The organism is Rathayibacter sp. AY1F9 (assembly GCF_002932155.1).
Taxonomy (GTDB): domain Bacteria; phylum Actinomycetota; class Actinomycetes; order Actinomycetales; family Microbacteriaceae; genus Rathayibacter.
The window spans coordinates 1-15,736 of sequence record NZ_PSVA01000042.1 but is presented as its reverse complement, the minus strand read 5'-3'; the positions used below and the strand labels follow the sequence as shown (position 1 = coordinate 15,736).

Genomic DNA, 15,736 nt, shown 5'->3' with positions numbered 1-15,736 from the left:
CGACTCCGAGACCCTGATCACCCTCGCCGTCCTCGCTCCCGACGGCACCACCGCCCAGCGCACCCTCGTCGTCCCCGCCTCCTGAACCGCTCCGCCCGCACCACCGGGATCGTCCTCGCCGCCCTGGGACTCGTCGCCGTCGTCCTCGCGATCGTGCTGCTCGTCCGGCCCGCCGGCGGGGGAGCGCCCGGCGCAGCCACGGCGTCCGCGGGCCCGTCCTCGGCGCCGTCCGGGACCGCTCCGGCGACGTCCGCCGCTCCCGGCTCCGCGGAGGCGGCCGACGGCGCCGCCGCCCCCGCACCGACGGTCTCCGCCGCTCCGTCCGGCACCGAGCCGGGCACCGGATCCGACGCTCCTCCCGCGATCGTCTCCTTCGCCTCCACCCCCGCCTCCGTCGACTGCGAGGGCGACCGCACCGCATCCGTCCCGCTCGCCCTGTCGTGGGAGACGAGCGGAGGCGCCACCGCCCGCCTGGCCGTCGGCACCACCGACGCGAGCGCGGGCGAGCCCGTCGACCTCGCGGCGTCCGGCTACACCGCCGTCACCGCCGACTGCCGCGACTCCGAGACCCTGATCACCCTCGCCGTCCTCGCTCCCGACGGCACCACCGCCCAGCGCACCCTCGTCGTCCCCGCCTCCTGAACCGCTCCGCCCGCGCGGAGGCGGTCACGGAGGCGTCGAGCGGCCCCGGCACGGCAGAATGGGACACGATGACCTCCACACCCCCTCCGCTCGGCCTGCTCCTCGACGTCGACGGGCCCATCGCGAGCCCCGTCACGCGCACGATCTCGATCCCCGAGATCGCCGACGACCTCGTCACCCTGGCCAACGCCGGCATCCCGATCGTGTTCAACACGGGCCGCTCCGACGCGTTCCTGCGCGAGCGGGTCCTGCCCGCGCTCCTCGAGCGCGGCGTCTCGGCCGAGGCCCGCATCGTCTGCGTCTGCGAGAAGGGCGCCGTCTGGTTCACCGTCGACTACCGCGGCACCTCGGAGCCGATCGTCGACGAGTCGCTCGCGATCCCCGAGCCGGTGGCCCGCGACCTCGAGCGGATGATCCGCTCCGACTACGACGACCTGGTCTTCTTCGACGAGACCAAGCGCGCCATGGTCTCGGCCGAGCAGCTGGTCGACCTGCCGAGCGAGGACTACCTCGAGCGCCAGCTCGTGTTCGACGCCGACGCCCTGCAGATCATGACCGCCGCGGGCCTGGGAGTCGAGCGCCGCGGCATCCGGTACCCGAACGAGGAGGGGACGGTCGACTTCCGCATCGACCCGACCGTCATCTCGACCGACATCGAGTCGAACCGGCTCGGCAAGGACCTCGGCGCCCAGCGCGCCGTGGAGCTGCTCGGAGCGACCGGCGCGATCCCGCAGCGCTGGCGCACGGTCGGCGACTCCCGGAGCGACTACGCGATGGCCGACTGGCTGTTCGAGCACGCCTACGACGTCGCCCACGTCGACGTGCGGCCCGCAGAGGGCGTGCCCGAGAAGCCCTACCCGGTCCTCGTCGTCGACGGAGCCGTGAACGACGCGGCCGGCGCCGCCGTGCTCCGCCGCTGGACGGAGCTCGTCGCCGACGAGACGACGCCCGAGGTCGGCGGCGCGATCTCGCTCCATGCCCGGAGCTGATCCGCAACCCTCGTCCCTCGTCGCTCAGGCCCGTTAGCGTTCGAGCATGAGAATCGCAGTCACCGGTGGATCCGGCAAGCTCGGCCGCCACGTCGTCACCCGCCTCCGCGCCTCCGGGCACGAGGTCTTCAACCTGGACCGTGCGGGGGACCGCGGCGCGGGCTTCGTCCGCATCGACATCGCCGACTACGGCCAGGTCGTGGACGCGCTGCAGTCGGTGAACGACCAGTACGAGGGCATCGACGCGCTCGTGCACCTCGCCGCGATCCCCGCGCCGGGCCTCGTGCCCGACGTCGCCACGTTCCACAACAACATGATCGCGACGTTCAACGCGTTCCACGGAGCGATCCGTGCCGGCATCCGCAACGTCGTCTACGCCTCCAGCGAGACCGTGCTGGGCCTGCCCTTCGACGTCCCGCCGCCCTACATCCCGGTCGACGAGCAGTACCCGGCGCGCCCGGAGTCGGTCTACTCGCTCACCAAGCACCTCGAGGAGCAGATGGCGATCGAGCTGTGCCGCTGGCACCCGGACCTGAAGATCACGGGCCTGCGCTTCTCGAACGTCATGGACGAGGCCGACTACGCCGAGTTCCCGTCGTTCGACTCCGACGCGCTGCTGCGCAAGTGGAACCTCTGGGGCTACATCGACGGACGCGACGGAGCGCAGGCGGTCGAGAAGGCGCTGCTCGCCGAGACGACCGGGTTCGACCGCTTCATCATCGCCGCGGCCGACACCGTGATGACGCGCCCCAACGCCGAGCTGGTGGCCGAGGTGTTCCCCGGCGTCGAGCTGCGCGGCGACCTCGGGACAACCGGCACCCTGCTCTCGATCGACCACGCCCGCGAGGTCCTCGGCTACGCCCCCGAGCACTCCTGGCGCGACTCGCAGCAGGGCTGACCCGCGGGCCCGGCGCATCGGGATCCGCGCTGTTCGTCGGTGGGGTGGATCCCGATACGCGGGCTGCGCCCGCTCCTCGATCAGCAGGGGTGCGGTCGGCCCGTGACCGTGCCGGTCGAGGAGCGGCAGCGCGGCGTCTCGAGACCCGCCCTGTTCGTGCGCGGCTCGGCTCGCCGCCCCACGCACGAGCGCGCCCGGTCCGCAGGATGACTGCAGGCCGGGCGCGCTCCGTGGAGCCGAGGATCAGCTCGGGATGTAGTTGAAGGTGTCGGGGTCGGGGCCGGTGCGGTGGCCGCGGTCGAGCGCCGTGATGTCGGTCATCGCCTCGTCGTCGAGCTCGAAGTCGAAGAGGGCGAAGTTCTCCTCCACGCGCTTGCGGGTGACCGACTTCGGGAAGACGATGTCGCCGCGCTGGATGTGCCAGCGGAGCACGACCTGCGCCGGGCTGCGGTCGACGTTGCGCGCGATGCGGGTGATGGTGTCGTCGTCGAGGACGAGGCCCTGCGCGATCGGCGACCAGGCCTCGGTCGCGATGCCGTGCTCGGTGCCGTAGGCGCGGAGCTCCTGCTGCACGAGGTAGGGGTGCACCTCGATCTGGTTCACGGCCGGGACGATGGTCGCCTCGGCGCGGAGCCGGTTGAGGTGGTTGGTCTGGAAGTTGGAGACGCCGATCGCCTTCGCCTTGCCGCTGCGGTAGATCTCCTCCATCGCCTTCCAGGTCTCCAGGTAGTCGCCCACGTTCGGGAGCGGCCAGTGGATGAGGAAGAGGTCGACGTAGTCGAACTGCAGCTCGCCGAGGGTGACGTCGATCGCGGCGAGAGCGTCCTCGCGGGCGTGGAAGCCGTTGTTGAGCTTGCTGGTCACGAAGACCTCGGAGCGGTCGAGGCCGGAGGCGCGGACGGCCTCGCCGACGCCCGCCTCGTTGCCGTACATCTCGGCGGTGTCGATGTGGCGGTAGCCGACCTCGAGGGCCGCCAGGGTCGCGTCCTTGGTCTCGGCCGGGTCGATCTGGAACACGCCGAAGCCCAGCTGCGGGATCTCCACGCCGTTGTTCAGGGTGATCGTGGGGACCGTTGCGGTGTCGTCGCTCATGAGCGAGTACGTCCTTTCGTCGGGGCGAGGGCGCAGTGGAGCCGCGCCGTCGTGCCTCCAGTCCATCGCCTGCGGCTCTCAGCATCAACCCCTTGCGCGCTCGGCGGACATCCAGCTTCCCCGCGGAGGAGGAGTCGGATCCCCTGAGCAGAGGTGCGCCCGCTCCGGGAACGCCGAAGGCCCCCGGCACGGATGCCGGGGGCCTTCGGGGAGCGCGACTTACGCGCGGGACTTGCGGCCGACGATCGCGCCGTAGATGAGGAGGACGACGATCGCACCGACGACGGAGACGATGATGCTCACGATGTTGATGCCGTTGACGGCGTCCTGGATGCCGAACAGCGTGCTGAGGAAGCCGCCGAGCAGCGCGCCCACGATGCCGAGGACGATCGTGATGATCCATCCGCCGCCCTGCTTGCCCGGGAGGATGAGCTTGGCGAGCGCCCCGGCGATGAGGCCGAGGATGATCCAGCTGATGATGCCCATGATGTTTCTCCTTCAGTTCGTGCTCGATCGGCCGTTCCGATGCGAGCGGAGACACCGGCGGGCCGGTGTCCGGTGAGTCGTGGAAGCGGGGGTCAGCGGAGGCGGCGCTGCACCTTGTCGCGGGCCTTGCTCGCGATGGCGGTGAGCTGCTTGGCCTCGCGCTTGGAGGTCTTCTTGAGCTTCTTGCGGGTCTTCTTCGTGGCCGGGTCGTTCCACACGCCGAGTGCGAGGTGGCGCAGCTCTTCGTAGCGGCCACGGCCGGCGCGGGAGCCGAACACGTAGGCGGTGAAGGCGACCAGTGCCAGCAGGACGAGGCGGGGATTCATGCGGTGACCCTTCCATCGGAGAGCACCGGGTCGTGCTCGACACCCATTTGACTCTCCTGCGCAATCCGTGACAAACCACGGCCCGACCATTGACAGGGACCCCTCGCATCGTGTTCCGCGTGCGCGTGTACCCGATTCAGCCGCAGGCCGGAGACGTCTCGGCCGGGAAGCGAGCGTGGAGGTAGTGGCCGTAGCCGCCCTCGACCCGGTTGTCGCGGCGGCCGGAGGTGACCACCTCGCCGCGGTCCGTCGCTCCGACCCGGGCGCCGCTCGCGCGCAGCCGCTCGACGAGCAGGACGTCCTCGTGCAGCGGCTCCCGGCCGAAGCCGCCCGCCGCGAGGTATGCGCTCGCGCGGACGCCGAGGTTCGCGCCGTGGATGCTGCCGATCGACTCCTCCCGCGCGCGGACGTCTCGCCAGCGCGAGTAGGCGCCGGGGGAGAGGTCGGCCGGGTCGGGCCGGACCGTGCCGATCAGCGCGTCGTGCCGTCGGGCGTGCTCGACGTGGGCGGCCAGCCAGTCGCGGGGGACCACGGTGTCGGCGTCGGTGTTGGCGATCCACACCTGCTCGAGCGGAGCGGTGACGGAGGAGAGGGCGTGCGCGATACCCGCCGAGCGGGCGGCGCCTACTCCGCAGCGGGCGAGCTCCAGCACCTCGGCGCCGACGGCACGGGCCCGCTCGACGGTCGCGTCGGAGCAGCCGTCCGCGGCGACCACGAGGCGCATCCCGATGCCGGGCGCCCGGTGGGCGAGGTGGGTCGCACTGGCCTGGACGGAGGCGATCAGGCCGCCGATCCGCTCCTCCTCGTCGCGCGCGGGCACGACGACCAGCACCTGCGCGAGCCGGCTCACACCAGCCCCGTCCGGCGGGCGACCGAGCGGGAGTCGCGGGCGTGGACCTCGAGCAGGACGTCCTCCTCCTCGTGGCGGGCGAGGCGGTGCAGGCCCAGCTCGGCCACGGCGGACTGCACGGCGTCGCCGCCCAGAGCGAGCCCCTCGATCGGATGCCGCCAGTGCACGGTGACGAGCTCCCCAGCGGGGGCGAGGGCGTCGCGGATGGTGCGCAGCACGCCGGGGAGGGCGTCGCCGAGGTAGTAGCCGACCTCCGAGAGCACGACCAGGTCGAACGGACCCTCCGGCACGCCGCGGGTGATGTCGTGGTGCTCGACCCGCACGTGCTCGAGCGGAGCGAGGCGGCGGGCGGCGCGCTCGACGGCGGCGCTCGACACGTCGATCGCCAGCAGGCTGTCGGCCCGGTCGGCCAGCGCCTCCGCCAGCACGCCGATCGAGGCGCCGATCTCCAGCACCGAGCCGTAGCGCTGCTCCGGCAGGCTCGCGAGGGTCAGGGCGCGCTTGCGCTGCTCATACCAGCGGCTCGTGTACCCCCACGGGTCCTCGTGGCGGGCATACAGCTCGTCGAAGTAGCTCATGCGATCCTCACCAGCCGGTCGTCCCCGGTGAAGGTGCGCAGGAAGAGCGGATGGAGCACCGGACCGGTCCCGTCGGGCCCGGGGCGGGTCTGGCTGGGATAGCGGGAGCGGGCACGGCGGGTGCGCTCGAGCAGCTCGTCGTCGAGCGGCAGGCGCACGAGGTCGCCCCACGGCACCTCGGGGTCCTCCGGGACCGCCCAGTGCCACAGCCAGATCGGCGCGGCGAGCAGCGGCTGCCCGAGCTCGCGCGCGACCTCCGCGCAGATCTCGCCGACCACGCGGTGGTCCCGGTGCCCGTCCCCGGTCCAGGTGGAGAGGAGCAGGACGGTCCCGGGGGCGCCGGCCGCCCGCTCGCGCACCTCGCGTGCGATGCGCTCGTGGTGCTCCGGGGTCGCCGAGTCCGGCACGTCGAGGAAGGCGAGCCCGATGCCGGGGCCGAGCTCCGCCAGTGCGTCCGAGGCCTCCCGCCGGCGCTCGGCAGCGACGTCCGCGTCCCGCTCCCCGTGGGCCGCGGCTCCGTCGGTCACGACGACGACGTCGACCGCGATCCCGCGCCGACGCGCGAGCGCGATGGTGCCGCCGCAGCCGAGGGTCTCGTCGTCGGCGTGCGCCACGACCACCAGGACGCGCCGGATCCCGTCGGGCAGGGTCAGCTCCGGGAGGCGGTCGCGGCGGCCGTCCGCGGTCCAGCGCTCGAGAGGAGTGCCCTCGAGGCGCCCGTCGAAGGGCCGGCTCACCAGGAGGCCGCCTCGCCCGAGGCGAGCACGGCGCGGCCGAGAGCGGCGTCGTCGCGCTCGGCGTGGTGCTGGCGGACGTAGAGCGCGAGGTCGGCGACGCGCTTGGCGTGCTCGGCGTCGAGGGCGAGCGGAGCCGGGCCGAGCGCGCGGCCGGCGCGGAGCAGGATCTCCTCGACCGCTCCGGCGACGCTCGCCCGCACGCGCTTGGCGAGCAGTGAGCCGCGGGGGCCGTCGGCCTCGCCCGCGTCGACCGCCGCGGCGGCCTCGTCCAGCGCCCGGCGCGACGCGGAGAGCGCCGTGTCGATCGCTCCGAGGTGGGCCAGGAGGTGCGGGTCCTCGCGTCGGGCTGCCGCTGCCGCGACGGCCGCCGCGACTCCGAGGGCTCCGCCGTGCCAGCAGGCGGCGACGCCGATGCCGCCCCAGGCGAAGCCGGGCCGCGAGAGGTACCAGCCGGCGTCCCCCACGGGGACGGCGCGGGTGCCGGAGAAGCGGACCGGTCCGCTGGGCACCTCCGTCAGGCCCCGCGCGTGCCAGGCGTCCTGCTCCGGCGTCGCCGACCCGTCGCGCAGCGCCACGGCGAAGAGGCGGCGCTCGCCGGAGGCGTCGCCGACGTGGGCGGTGACGAGGGCGGCGTCGAGGCGGTCGGCCAGCGAGCACCAGGGCTTCACTCCGTCGAGCAGCCAGTCGCCGTCGCTCTCGCGCGCGACCAGAGGATCCCCGCCGCCCTCGGCCGCGAAGACCCCCCAGGCGGCGTCGGCGGCGACTCCGAGTCCGGACGGGTCGAGCTCCGCCTCGCCGAGGATCGCGAGAGCGTCGAGGTGCGGCTCCACCGCGCGCGCGACGCCGAGATCGTGCCGAGCCAGGCGCTCGAGGAGACCGTGCAGCTCGGCGGTGCGACCGGTGCCGGGCCGGGGCGCGTCGGCGCTCAGACCGCGCGCGAAGCCGAGCGCGCCGTCGACGTCGTGGGGGAGGAGAGAGGAGGAGTGCTGGTCCATCGCCTCCGAAACTACGCAGTCGAGCGGGCGGCGTCCGGCGATTGTCCCCGAACGGACGGGGTGCTAAGCGTCAGATGTCAAGGTCGTTGATCCTGTGCAGGAGAGAGGCGAAGAGCTCGACGTCGGCGAGCGCCCAGCTGCGCAGCTCCTCGTGCATCAGCGCCTGGTTCGAGCTGCGGATCTCGCGCAGCCGCGCGGCGGTCGCCGGAGTCACCGAGAGGATCGTGGCGCGGCCGTCCTGCGGGTCGGGGGTGCGCTCGAGGAAGCCGAGGCGGTCGAGCGCCGTGATCTGGCGGCTGAGCGCCGACTTGTCCATCTCGAGGAGCTCGGCCAGCACGCCCGAGTGCACGGGTCCGCGGCGCTCGAGCGCCGAGATCGTCTTGTAGCCCAGTGGCGTCAGCTCCGGGTGGAGACGCTCGGCGTAGGAGCGCATCGCCGCCCGCACACGGTTGAAGAGGGTGCTGAGCTCGCCCTCCACCGAGGCGATCGCGGAGTCGACGTCGCGGGCGGAGTCGGGGGTCGGGCCGGTCATGCCTCCAGCATCCCGCGCGAGGACCCTCCTCCTCGACTTGCGCCCGCGCGCCGCGATGACGTACGCTTCCCGAAGCCAAAGACCGCCGGTTTCCGGTGTGCGCACGAGCAGGGCCCCGGCCCCGCGGATCGCCACCGGACGAAGGATTCGCGAAGCGAATTGCCCGCGCAGGTGCACGAGTTCAGTTCCGCCTCACCGCGATCCCGAAGCTCCGCGCCCCTGTGCCGGAGCTTTTTTCTTTGCCTGCCTTCGGGCTACCGGCACGAGAATTCACAGGAGTAGCCATGGCGAACAAGGAAGCCTCGGTTGCCGAACTCACGGAGAAGTTCCAGAGCTCGACGGCCGTTCTGCTGACCGAGTACCGCGGTCTCACTGTTGCTCAGCTCAAGACGCTGCGCAAGGACATCAGTGAGCACGCAACCTACGCCGTGGTGAAGAACACGCTGACCAAGATCGCGGCGAACAACGCCGGTATCTCGTCCTTCGACGACGAGCTCGCTGGCCCCTCGGCCATCGCGTTCGTGCACGGCGACCCTGTCGCCGTCGCGAAGTCGCTGCGTGCCTTCGCCAAGGCAAACCCTCTCCTCGTGGTCAAGGGCGGTTACTTCGACGGTAACCCGCTGACCGCAGAAGAGGTGGGCAAGCTCGCCGACCTCGAGTCCCGCGAAGTTCTGCTCGGCAAGCTCGCCGGCGCCTTCAAGGCCTCGCTGTTCGGCGCCGCATATCTGTTCAACGCTCCGCTCTCGAAGGCCGTTCGCACGGTCGAGGCGCTGCGCGAGAAGCAGGAGTCCGCGAGCTGACGTCTTCCCCTTCCGGGAAGCAGTGCGCGCGCGGTTCGTAGACAAAGAAAAACAAGGAGAAAAATCATGGCAAAGCTCACGCAGGACGAGCTCATCGAGGCCTTCAAGGAGCTCACGCTCATCGAGCTCTCGGAGTTCGTCAAGAAGTTCGAAGAGGTCTTCGAGGTCACCGCTGCGGCGCCCGTCGCCGCCGCCGGTGTGGCCGGCCCGGCCGCCCCCGCCGAAGAGGTCGAGGAGCAGACCGAGTTCGACGTCGTGCTCGAGGCCGCCGGCGAGAAGAAGATCCAGGTCATCAAGGAGGTGCGCGCCCTCACCAGCCTCGGCCTCGGTGAGGCGAAGGCGCTCGTCGACGGTGCCCCCAAGGCGGTCCTCGAGGCCGTCAACAAGGAGACCGCCGAGAAGGCCAAGGCTCAGCTCGAGGGCGCCGGCGCGACCGTCACCGTCAAGTAATCCCCCTCACCCGTCGCGGGTGCCGGCTCCGGCCGGTCGCTCGTCAGGGTGACGCAGGCACGCCTGCAGACGCAGGGCGTCGTCTCCTCGGAGGCGGCGCCCTTCGTCGTTCCCGGCCGTTGGAGGCGCGCGCCCCTAGGATCGGAGCGTGACTGCTCACGATCTGCTCGCCGGGCTCCCCGCCCGCGACGTCCCGCCCAGCGAGGTCTCGCTCAGCGAGCTCCTGAGCGACTTCGTCTCGGTGACGCACCGGATCACCCGCCTCGCCGCCCAGGCGACCGGCAACCAGGAGTCGCAGGCCGTCTGGCGCACGCTCTCGGTGCTCCTCTCGATGGGCCCGATGCGCCTGGGGGAGCTCGCCTCCCAGAGCCGCGTCTCGCAGCCCACGATGACCAAGATCGTGAAGAACCTCGTCGAGACCGGCTGGCTCGACCGGATCGCCGATCCCCTCGACGCGCGCGCCTGGCAGATCCGCCTGGCTCCCGCCGGCGCGGACGCGCTGAACGCCTGGCGGACCGACCTCGGCGACGCGCTGACGCCGATCTTCGCCGATCTCACCCCCGAGGACCGCCGCGTCCTCGAGCGCGCCGTCGAGATCATGCACGAGCGCCTCGTCGTCGGCCCGCGCGACTGACCCCCTCCCGCACGGTTCCGCCGCGCGGCACACTGGTCGCGTGCAGATGCGACTCGAGCTCGTCCCCCTCCCCGTCGGCGACGTCGACCGCGCGGTCGCCTTTTACACGGAGGTGATGGGCTTCCACCTCGACCACGACGTGCGGCCCTCCGCCGCGATGCGCGTGGTCCAGCTCACCCCGCCCGGCTCGGCCTGCTCGATCGTGGTCGGCAGCGGGATGGGCCCCGGTCCGGAGGAGGGCGTCGTCCGCTCCCTCCACCTCGTCGTCGACGACATCGCCGCCGCTCGCGCGGAGCTCGTCGGCCGCTCGCTCGAGATCAGCGAGGTCCAGGACCTGGGCGGCGTGCAGTACGCGTACTTCGCCGATCCGGACGGCAACACCTGGGCGCTCCAGGAGATCGGGAGCAGGACGCCCCCGGAGTGAGTCAGTCCTCGGGCCAGCGGACCCGGGCGTCGACGTCCGGGTGCTTGCGCAGCCAGGCCGCGACGAAGGGGCAGCGCGGGACGACCGTGCCGCCCGCCTCCGTGATCGCGGTGACCGCGGCCCGCGCGAGGATGCTCCCGAGGCCGTGGCCCTCCCACGCGTCGTCGACGACGGTGTGGGTGAGCGTCACCTCGTCGCCCTGGCGGGTGTACGCGGCGAAGCCGGCCGGAGTGCCGCCGACCTCGATCACGAAGCGGGACCGCTCGGGGACGTCGCGGACAGTGGGGGTGTCGGAGTCGCTCATGCTCCGATTCTCGCTCCCCGCGGCGCCGAGGTGCTGGTGCGGATCACCAGCGAGGCGGGGATCAGCGTGTGGCGGGCCGGGGGAGGGGGCTCGCCGCGACCGAGGGCGGCCAGCGCGTCCAGCACCAGCGCGACCGCGAGCTCGCCCTGCTGGCGCGGGTCCTGGCGGATCGAGCTGAGACCGAAGAGCTCGGCGAGGGGGTGGTCGTCGATCCCGATGACGGAGACGTCCTCGGGCACCGAGAGCCCGAGCTCGCGCGCCGCGAGGATGATCCCGATCGCGATCTCGTCGGAGGCGGCGAAGATCGCCGTCGGCCGGGTGCGCGGGTCGCCGAGGACCTGCCGTCCGGCGCTGTGCCCGCCGGGGATGTCGAAGGTGGTGGGCACGATGTCCTGCGCGCCCGGCTCGAGGCCGGCGGCGGCGAGCGCCTGGCGGAAGCCGTCGCGGCGCTGCGTGTGGACGTGGAAGTCCATCTCCTCCTCCGCGAGCCCGCCGATGTGGACGACCCGCTCGTGGCCGAGGGAGAGCAGGTGCTCCGTGGCGAGGCGGGACGCGGCGACGTCGTCGATGCTGAAGGTGGGGATGCCGGGGAGCTCGCCGCCGATGCCGACGATGGGCTTGCCCAGGGCGAGGAGCGCCTCCGTCTCGTGCGGCGAGATCTCGAGGGTGACCGCGACGATCGCGTCGACGCGCTTGCGGACGAGGTAGTACTCGAACACGCTCCGGCGGGCGTCGAGGTGCTTGTCGATGTTGTAGAGGAGCAGGTCGTAGCCGGCGGCGAGCAGGGCGCGCTCGATGCCCTCGATGATCCCGGCGAAGAACCACTGGTTGATGATCGGGATGATCACGGCGATGTTGTTGCTGCGGCCGGTGACGAGGCTGGAGGCGTTGGCGGAGACGACGTAGCCCAGGCTCGTCGCGGCGCGCTCGACGCGCTGCTTCGTCCCCGCGGAGACGTAGCCCCGGCCGCTGAGCGCGCGCGAGACCGTCGCCTTCGACACTCCTGCGAGCTCGGCCACCTCTTCGATGCCTGGCACGGCGTTCCTCCCGACCGTCCGGCCTCGATGCTGGAAACGGTTCCAGGAAGTTATACCCCGCCCGGCGGCCGGGCGTCGCGCCGAGATCGATCTCCGCTCGGCCCCGGCCCGGCGATCGCTGTTCTGACGCCGAATCGTTATCTCAGAGAGCGCTCTATCATCGGCGTTGTGCTTTCATCGTTCTTGTGGAAAGGTTTCCCTCCGTGGGAGCCCACCCACACGAATCCGGTGATCCGCTCGGAGTTCCTCCTGGCATCGCCATCACCAGCATCCGAGTCGTCGCGGCACACGCTTCGAGCCGCCACAGCCTCCCGATCCCGATCGGCCAGGAGCGGCCTGCTCGGCTGGTTCCACCACTCAATGAGGAGGAAGAATGCGGTCATCCCTGCACCGCCGTATCACCGTCCCGGTCGCCGTTCTGGCAGCGGCCGGCATCGCACTCGCGGGCTGCTCCAGCAGCAGTGACCCCAACGACCCGAACGCCGGCGGCGGCAGCTCGGCCGGCACGGTCGGCACCGCCGACGGCGTCGTCAACGTCTACGGCACCATCAACGGCGACGAGGCCACCCTTCTCGAGCAGTCCTGGGCGGACTGGGAGAAGGAGAGCGGCATCGAGATCAAGTACACGGGCGACAAGGAGTTCGAGAAGCAGATCGGCATCAAGGTCCAGGGTGGCGACACCCCCGACCTCGCGATCTTCCCGCAGCCGGGTCTGCTCGCCGACACCGTCGCCTCCGGCAAGGTGCAGGAGCTCCCCGAGGGCGCCCTCGCCAACGTCAAGCAGAACTGGTCCGAGGACTGGCAGAAGTACGGCCAGGTCGACGGCACCCAGTACGGCGCGCCGCTGATGGCGTCCGTCAAGGGCTACATCTGGTACTCCCCGGCCAAGTTCAAGGAGTGGGGCGTCTCCGTTCCCACGACGTGGGACGAGATGGAGGCGCTCGGCAAGACGATCGCCGAGAAGACCGGCGGACCGTCCTGGTGCGCGGGCTTCAACTCCGGTGAGGCCTCCGGCTGGCCCGGAACCGACTGGATCGAGGACGCCGTCCTCCGCGAGGCCGGCCCCGACGTCTACGACTCCTGGGTCGCGGGCGACACCCCCTTCACCGACCCGGCCATCAAGTCCGCGTTCGACTCCGTCGGATCGATCCTCCTCGACCCGACCCTCGTCAACGCCGGCTACGGCGATGTGAAGTCGATCAACTCCACCGCCTTCGGCGACGTCGCCCAGAACATGGCGAACGGCACCTGCGCGCTGACCCACCAGGCCTCGTTCTTCGAGGGCTTCCTGACCTCGGCCGGCGCCAACGTGGCCGAGGACGGCGACGTGTGGGCCTTCCTCACCCCGCCGGTCAAGGCCGACGACGCCCAGGCCGTCACCGGTGGTGGCGAGATGGTCGCCGCGTTCTCGAACGACGAGGACACCGCGAAGGTCCAGGAGTACCTGGCCAGCGCCGACTGGGCCAACAGCCGCGTCTCCCTCGGCGGCGTCATCTCCGCGAACACCGGTCTCGACCCGGCCAACGCGGGCAGCGACGTCCTGAAGGACTCCATCGCGATCCTCCAGAACCCGGACACCACGTTCCGCTTCGACGCGTCCGACCTCATGCCGAAGGCAGTGGGCTCGGACAGCTTCTTCAAGGGCATGGTCGACTGGATCGACGGCACGAGCACCGACCAGGCGCTCGAGGAGATCCAGGCCGGCTACACCTCCTAGCAGCGGAGCAGAGCCGCCGCTCCCGAGTGGCGGCTCAGCTGTGACGGCCCGGCCCCCGGATCCACGGATCCCGGGGCCGGGCCCCTCCTGAGTCCAGAGTCGCACTCGAAAGGGCGTCCATGTCCCCCATCACCATCTCGGGGTTCTTCCAATGGCTGGCGGGAATCCCGCCGCTCGCGCAGATCCCGCTCATCCTCCTGGCCTTCGCGGCCGTGGTGGCGCTCATCCTCTTCTTCGTCGAGATCGCGCCCCGCCGCGGCACCGGCTACACGGTCCTCCGGCTCGCGGTCACGGTCGTCCTGCCGGTCGTCCTCCTGCTGGTCTTCGGCCTCTACAACTCCGTCCTCTGGGTCGCGGTGGTGGCCGCCGTCATCGGCGGCGCGCTGTTCCTGCTCGACTTCCGGTCCCGCAAAGGCGCGGGCTACGGACTCCAGCTCATCGCGTTCATGGCACCGGCCGCCTTCTTCGTCCTCATCGGCCTGATCTACCCGACGATCACGACGGCCATCAACGCGTTCATGAAGAACGACGGCTCCGGATTCGCCGGCATCGACAACTTCGTCTGGGTCTTCACCAGCCCCGACGGCATCACCGCCTTCCTGAACACGGTGGTCTGGGTGCTCCTGGCCCCCATCACGGCGACCGCGATCGGTCTCGCCTACGCGGTCTTCATCGACAAGAGCCGCGGCGAGAAGTTCTTCAAGCTGCTGGTCTTCATGCCGATGGCGATCTCGTTCGTCGGCGCGTCGATCATCTTCAAGTTCTTCTACGACGTGCGCCAGGGCGAGCAGATCGGCCTCCTCAACGGCATCCTCACCGCCTTCGGCGCCCCGCCGGTCGACTGGCTGGGACTCGAGCCGTGGAACACGCTGTTCCTCGTCGTCGTCCTCATCTGGACCCAGGCCGGATTCGCCATGACGGTGCTCTCCGCCGCCATCAAGGGCGTCCCCTCCGAGCAGCTCGAAGCGGCCTCGCTCGACGGCACCAGCGCGTGGCAGTCCTTCTGGAACGTCACCGTCCCCGGCATCCGCTCCTCGATCGTGGTCGTCCTCACGACGATCTCGATCGCGTCGCTGAAGGTCTTCGACATCGTCTCGGCGATGACCGGCGGCCGCTCCGACACCACGGTCCTCGCGTTCGAGATGGTCCGCCAGTTCCAGCTCGGCGCCCGCAGCGGCTACAGCGCGGCCCTCGCGGTCATCCTGTTCCTGCTCGTGCTCCCGATCGTCGTCTACAACGCCCGCCAGCTCGCCAAGCAGAGGGAGATCCGATGAGCGTCACGCCCACCCCGATCCAGGTTCCGGTCGACCGCAGCACCGAGCGCGCGCTCGCCCGCGGCGAGTCCAGGATCGAGGCGGCCAGCGGCAAGGTGAAGAAGGCGACGACGTCGCGCGGCGCCACCCTCGCCGCGCTGATCATCGCCGTCATCTGGACCGTCCCCACCCTCGGTCTGTTCATCTCGTCGTTCCGCCCCGCGAACGACATCAAGACGACCGGCTGGTGGACGATCTTCGCCAACCCCGGCTTCACCCTCGACAACTACGCGAACGCGCTCAACTCCGGCGACAGCCTGACCCTGGGCAAGGCGTTCGTGAACTCGCTGGTCATCACGCTGCCGGCGGCGCTGATCCCGATCACGATCGCCAGCCTCGCCGCCTACGCGTTCGCCTGGATCGACTTCAAGGGCCGCAACACGCTCTTCGTCCTCGTGTTCTCGCTCCAGATCGTCCCCATCCAGATGGCGCTCGTGCCGCTGCTGCAGCTGTTCTCGGACGGCCTGCGCATCGGAGGGCTCTACATCCTCCCCGGCCTCGGGGTGAACGGGTTGGACGGCTCCTACGCGAAGGTGTGGATCGCGCACACGATCTTCGCGCTCCCGCTCGCGATCTTCATGCTCCACAACTTCATCTCCGAGATCCCCGGCGAGGTCATCGAAGCGGCACGAGTGGACGGCGCCGGACACGGCCAGATCTTCTTCCGCATCGTGCTCCCGCTCTCGGTCCCCGCCATCGCCTCCTTCGGCATCTTCCAGTTCCTCTGGGTCTGGAACGACCTGCTGGTCGCGACGGTCTTCACCTCCGGACAGGGCTTGCCGATCACGAAGGCGCTGCAGGACCTCACCGGCTCCTACGGCCAATCGTGGGAGCTGCTCACGGCCGGCGCGTTCATCTCGATCATCGTGCCGCTCATCGTGTTCTTCTCCCTCCAGAGGTTCTTCGTCCGCGGCCTCCTCGCCGGCGCCACC

General features: G+C 71.0%; 19 protein-coding genes and 1 pseudogene. 10 read left to right on the top strand and 10 right to left on the bottom strand.

The genetic code is table 11. The features are described 5' to 3' along the window. The 3 genes and pseudogenes from C5C37_RS17680 to C5C37_RS16730 form a co-directional block, all read left to right on the top strand. Window positions 1–642, top strand: a pseudogene (locus C5C37_RS17680) (hypothetical protein); the annotation flags it as partial. 68 nt (window positions 643–710) lie between these two features. Continuing rightward, entirely contained in the window at window positions 711–1,631 is a 921-nt protein-coding gene (locus tag C5C37_RS16735; protein ID WP_104234599.1) for a hypothetical protein, read from the top strand. A 46-nt stretch (window positions 1,632–1,677) separates the two neighbouring features. Beyond that, on the top strand, window positions 1,678–2,529 hold the full coding sequence (locus C5C37_RS16730) for an NAD(P)-dependent oxidoreductase (protein ID WP_104227477.1): 852 nt from the start codon (window positions 1,678–1,680) through the stop codon (window positions 2,527–2,529). Window positions 2,530–2,772: 243 nt separating this feature from the next. On the opposite strand, the gene C5C37_RS16725 is transcribed toward C5C37_RS16730, so the two are convergent. From C5C37_RS16725 to C5C37_RS16690, 8 genes are all read right to left on the bottom strand, one after another. Next, window positions 2,773–3,621 carry an aldo/keto reductase gene (locus C5C37_RS16725; RefSeq protein WP_104248244.1) on the bottom strand — a complete coding sequence of 283 codons (849 nt, stop codon included), beginning with the start codon at window positions 3,619–3,621 and terminating at the stop codon, window positions 2,773–2,775. Between the two features lie 219 nt (window positions 3,622–3,840). Beyond that, window positions 3,841–4,107, bottom strand: a complete 267-nt coding sequence (locus C5C37_RS16720; RefSeq protein WP_104224330.1) for a GlsB/YeaQ/YmgE family stress response membrane protein — start codon at window positions 4,105–4,107, stop codon at window positions 3,841–3,843. A 92-nt stretch (window positions 4,108–4,199) separates the two neighbouring features. Next, window positions 4,200–4,433 (bottom strand): hypothetical protein, encoded by a 234-nt coding sequence (locus C5C37_RS16715; RefSeq protein ID WP_104227476.1) that lies wholly within the window; start codon window positions 4,431–4,433, stop codon window positions 4,200–4,202. A 136-nt stretch (window positions 4,434–4,569) separates the two neighbouring features. Continuing rightward, window positions 4,570–5,283 (bottom strand): glycosyltransferase family 2 protein, encoded by a 714-nt coding sequence (locus C5C37_RS16710; RefSeq protein WP_104339317.1) that lies wholly within the window; start codon window positions 5,281–5,283, stop codon window positions 4,570–4,572. After that, on the bottom strand, window positions 5,280–5,861 hold the full coding sequence (locus tag C5C37_RS16705; protein ID WP_104224333.1) for a class I SAM-dependent methyltransferase: 582 nt from the start codon (window positions 5,859–5,861) through the stop codon (window positions 5,280–5,282). Before C5C37_RS16705 ends, C5C37_RS16710 begins: the two co-directional genes overlap by 4 nt. After that, window positions 5,858–6,598 (bottom strand): PIG-L deacetylase family protein, encoded by a 741-nt coding sequence (locus C5C37_RS16700; RefSeq protein WP_181127448.1) that lies wholly within the window; start codon window positions 6,596–6,598, stop codon window positions 5,858–5,860. The genes C5C37_RS16705 and C5C37_RS16700 overlap by 4 nt, the downstream gene beginning before the upstream one ends. Next, window positions 6,595–7,593, bottom strand: a complete 999-nt coding sequence (locus C5C37_RS16695) for an acyl-CoA dehydrogenase (protein ID WP_219812390.1) — start codon at window positions 7,591–7,593, stop codon at window positions 6,595–6,597. Before C5C37_RS16695 ends, C5C37_RS16700 begins: the two co-directional genes overlap by 4 nt. A 70-nt stretch (window positions 7,594–7,663) precedes the next feature. After that, on the bottom strand, window positions 7,664–8,125 hold the full coding sequence (locus C5C37_RS16690) for a MarR family winged helix-turn-helix transcriptional regulator (RefSeq protein WP_104224334.1): 462 nt from the start codon (window positions 8,123–8,125) through the stop codon (window positions 7,664–7,666). Between the two features lie 284 nt (window positions 8,126–8,409). Between C5C37_RS16690 and rplJ the strand changes: the two genes are divergently transcribed. The 4 genes from rplJ (at window position 8,410) to C5C37_RS16670 (ending at window position 10,433) form a co-directional block, all read left to right on the top strand. Then, on the top strand, window positions 8,410–8,925 hold the full coding sequence (rplJ, locus tag C5C37_RS16685; RefSeq protein WP_055791018.1) for a 50S ribosomal protein L10: 516 nt from the start codon (window positions 8,410–8,412) through the stop codon (window positions 8,923–8,925). Window positions 8,926–8,991: 66 nt separating this feature from the next. Then, window positions 8,992–9,375 carry a 50S ribosomal protein L7/L12 gene (gene rplL / locus C5C37_RS16680; RefSeq protein ID WP_104224335.1) on the top strand — a complete coding sequence of 128 codons (384 nt, stop codon included), beginning with the start codon at window positions 8,992–8,994 and terminating at the stop codon, window positions 9,373–9,375. A 148-nt stretch (window positions 9,376–9,523) separates the two neighbouring features. Next, window positions 9,524–10,009: a MarR family winged helix-turn-helix transcriptional regulator gene (locus C5C37_RS16675; RefSeq protein ID WP_244229591.1), complete on the top strand. Its 486-nt coding sequence runs from the start codon at window positions 9,524–9,526 to the stop codon at window positions 10,007–10,009. 40 nt (window positions 10,010–10,049) lie between these two features. Then, a complete protein-coding gene (locus C5C37_RS16670; RefSeq protein ID WP_181027271.1) occupies window positions 10,050–10,433 on the top strand; it encodes a VOC family protein in 384 nt (127 codons plus the stop codon). A 1-nt stretch (window position 10,434) separates the two neighbouring features. Here the strand turns inward: C5C37_RS16670 and C5C37_RS16665 are convergent, their stop codons facing one another. Continuing rightward, window positions 10,435–10,737, bottom strand: a complete 303-nt coding sequence (locus C5C37_RS16665; protein WP_104224336.1) for a GNAT family N-acetyltransferase — start codon at window positions 10,735–10,737, stop codon at window positions 10,435–10,437. Next, entirely contained in the window at window positions 10,734–11,774 is a 1,041-nt protein-coding gene (locus C5C37_RS16660) for a LacI family DNA-binding transcriptional regulator (protein ID WP_104224337.1), read from the bottom strand. Before C5C37_RS16660 ends, C5C37_RS16665 begins: the two co-directional genes overlap by 4 nt. Before the next feature lie 373 nt (window positions 11,775–12,147). Between C5C37_RS16660 and C5C37_RS16655 the strand changes: the two genes are divergently transcribed. The 3 genes from C5C37_RS16655 to C5C37_RS16645 form a co-directional block, all read left to right on the top strand. Further along, window positions 12,148–13,491, top strand: coding sequence for an ABC transporter substrate-binding protein (locus C5C37_RS16655; protein WP_104227181.1), 1,344 nt, complete (start codon window positions 12,148–12,150; stop codon window positions 13,489–13,491). Window positions 13,492–13,610: 119 nt separating this feature from the next. Further along, window positions 13,611–14,765, top strand: a complete 1,155-nt coding sequence (locus C5C37_RS16650) for a carbohydrate ABC transporter permease (RefSeq protein ID WP_181127447.1) — start codon at window positions 13,611–13,613, stop codon at window positions 14,763–14,765. Then, window positions 14,762–15,736: carbohydrate ABC transporter permease (locus tag C5C37_RS16645; protein ID WP_104268025.1), on the top strand; the 975-nt coding region annotated here is incomplete at its 3' end. The genes C5C37_RS16650 and C5C37_RS16645, both read left to right, overlap by 4 nt.

Excerpts from the sequence above, each read along its gene's own strand:
- C5C37_RS16735 (WP_104234599.1), top strand. The coding sequence starts at position 711 with ATGACCTCCACACCCCCTCCGCTCGGCCTGCTCCTCGACGTCGACGGG.
- C5C37_RS16730 (WP_104227477.1), top strand. The coding sequence starts at position 1,678 with ATGAGAATCGCAGTCACCGGTGGATCCGGCAAGCTCGGCCGCCACGTC.
- C5C37_RS16725 (WP_104248244.1), bottom strand. The coding sequence starts at position 3,621 with ATGAGCGACGACACCGCAACGGTCCCCACGATCACCCTGAACAACGGC.
- C5C37_RS16720 (WP_104224330.1), bottom strand. The coding sequence starts at position 4,107 with ATGGGCATCATCAGCTGGATCATCCTCGGCCTCATCGCCGGGGCGCTC.
- C5C37_RS16715 (WP_104227476.1), bottom strand. The coding sequence starts at position 4,433 with ATGAATCCCCGCCTCGTCCTGCTGGCACTGGTCGCCTTCACCGCCTAC.
- C5C37_RS16705 (WP_104224333.1), bottom strand. The coding sequence starts at position 5,861 with ATGAGCTACTTCGACGAGCTGTATGCCCGCCACGAGGACCCGTGGGGG.
- C5C37_RS16695 (WP_219812390.1), bottom strand. The coding sequence starts at position 7,593 with ATGGACCAGCACTCCTCCTCTCTCCTCCCCCACGACGTCGACGGCGCG.
- C5C37_RS16690 (WP_104224334.1), bottom strand. The coding sequence starts at position 8,125 with ATGACCGGCCCGACCCCCGACTCCGCCCGCGACGTCGACTCCGCGATC.
- rplJ (WP_055791018.1), top strand. The coding sequence starts at position 8,410 with ATGGCGAACAAGGAAGCCTCGGTTGCCGAACTCACGGAGAAGTTCCAG.
- rplL (WP_104224335.1), top strand. The coding sequence starts at position 8,992 with ATGGCAAAGCTCACGCAGGACGAGCTCATCGAGGCCTTCAAGGAGCTC.
- C5C37_RS16665 (WP_104224336.1), bottom strand. The coding sequence starts at position 10,737 with ATGAGCGACTCCGACACCCCCACTGTCCGCGACGTCCCCGAGCGGTCC.
- C5C37_RS16655 (WP_104227181.1), top strand. The coding sequence starts at position 12,148 with ATGCGGTCATCCCTGCACCGCCGTATCACCGTCCCGGTCGCCGTTCTG.
- C5C37_RS16650 (WP_181127447.1), top strand. The coding sequence starts at position 13,611 with ATGTCCCCCATCACCATCTCGGGGTTCTTCCAATGGCTGGCGGGAATC.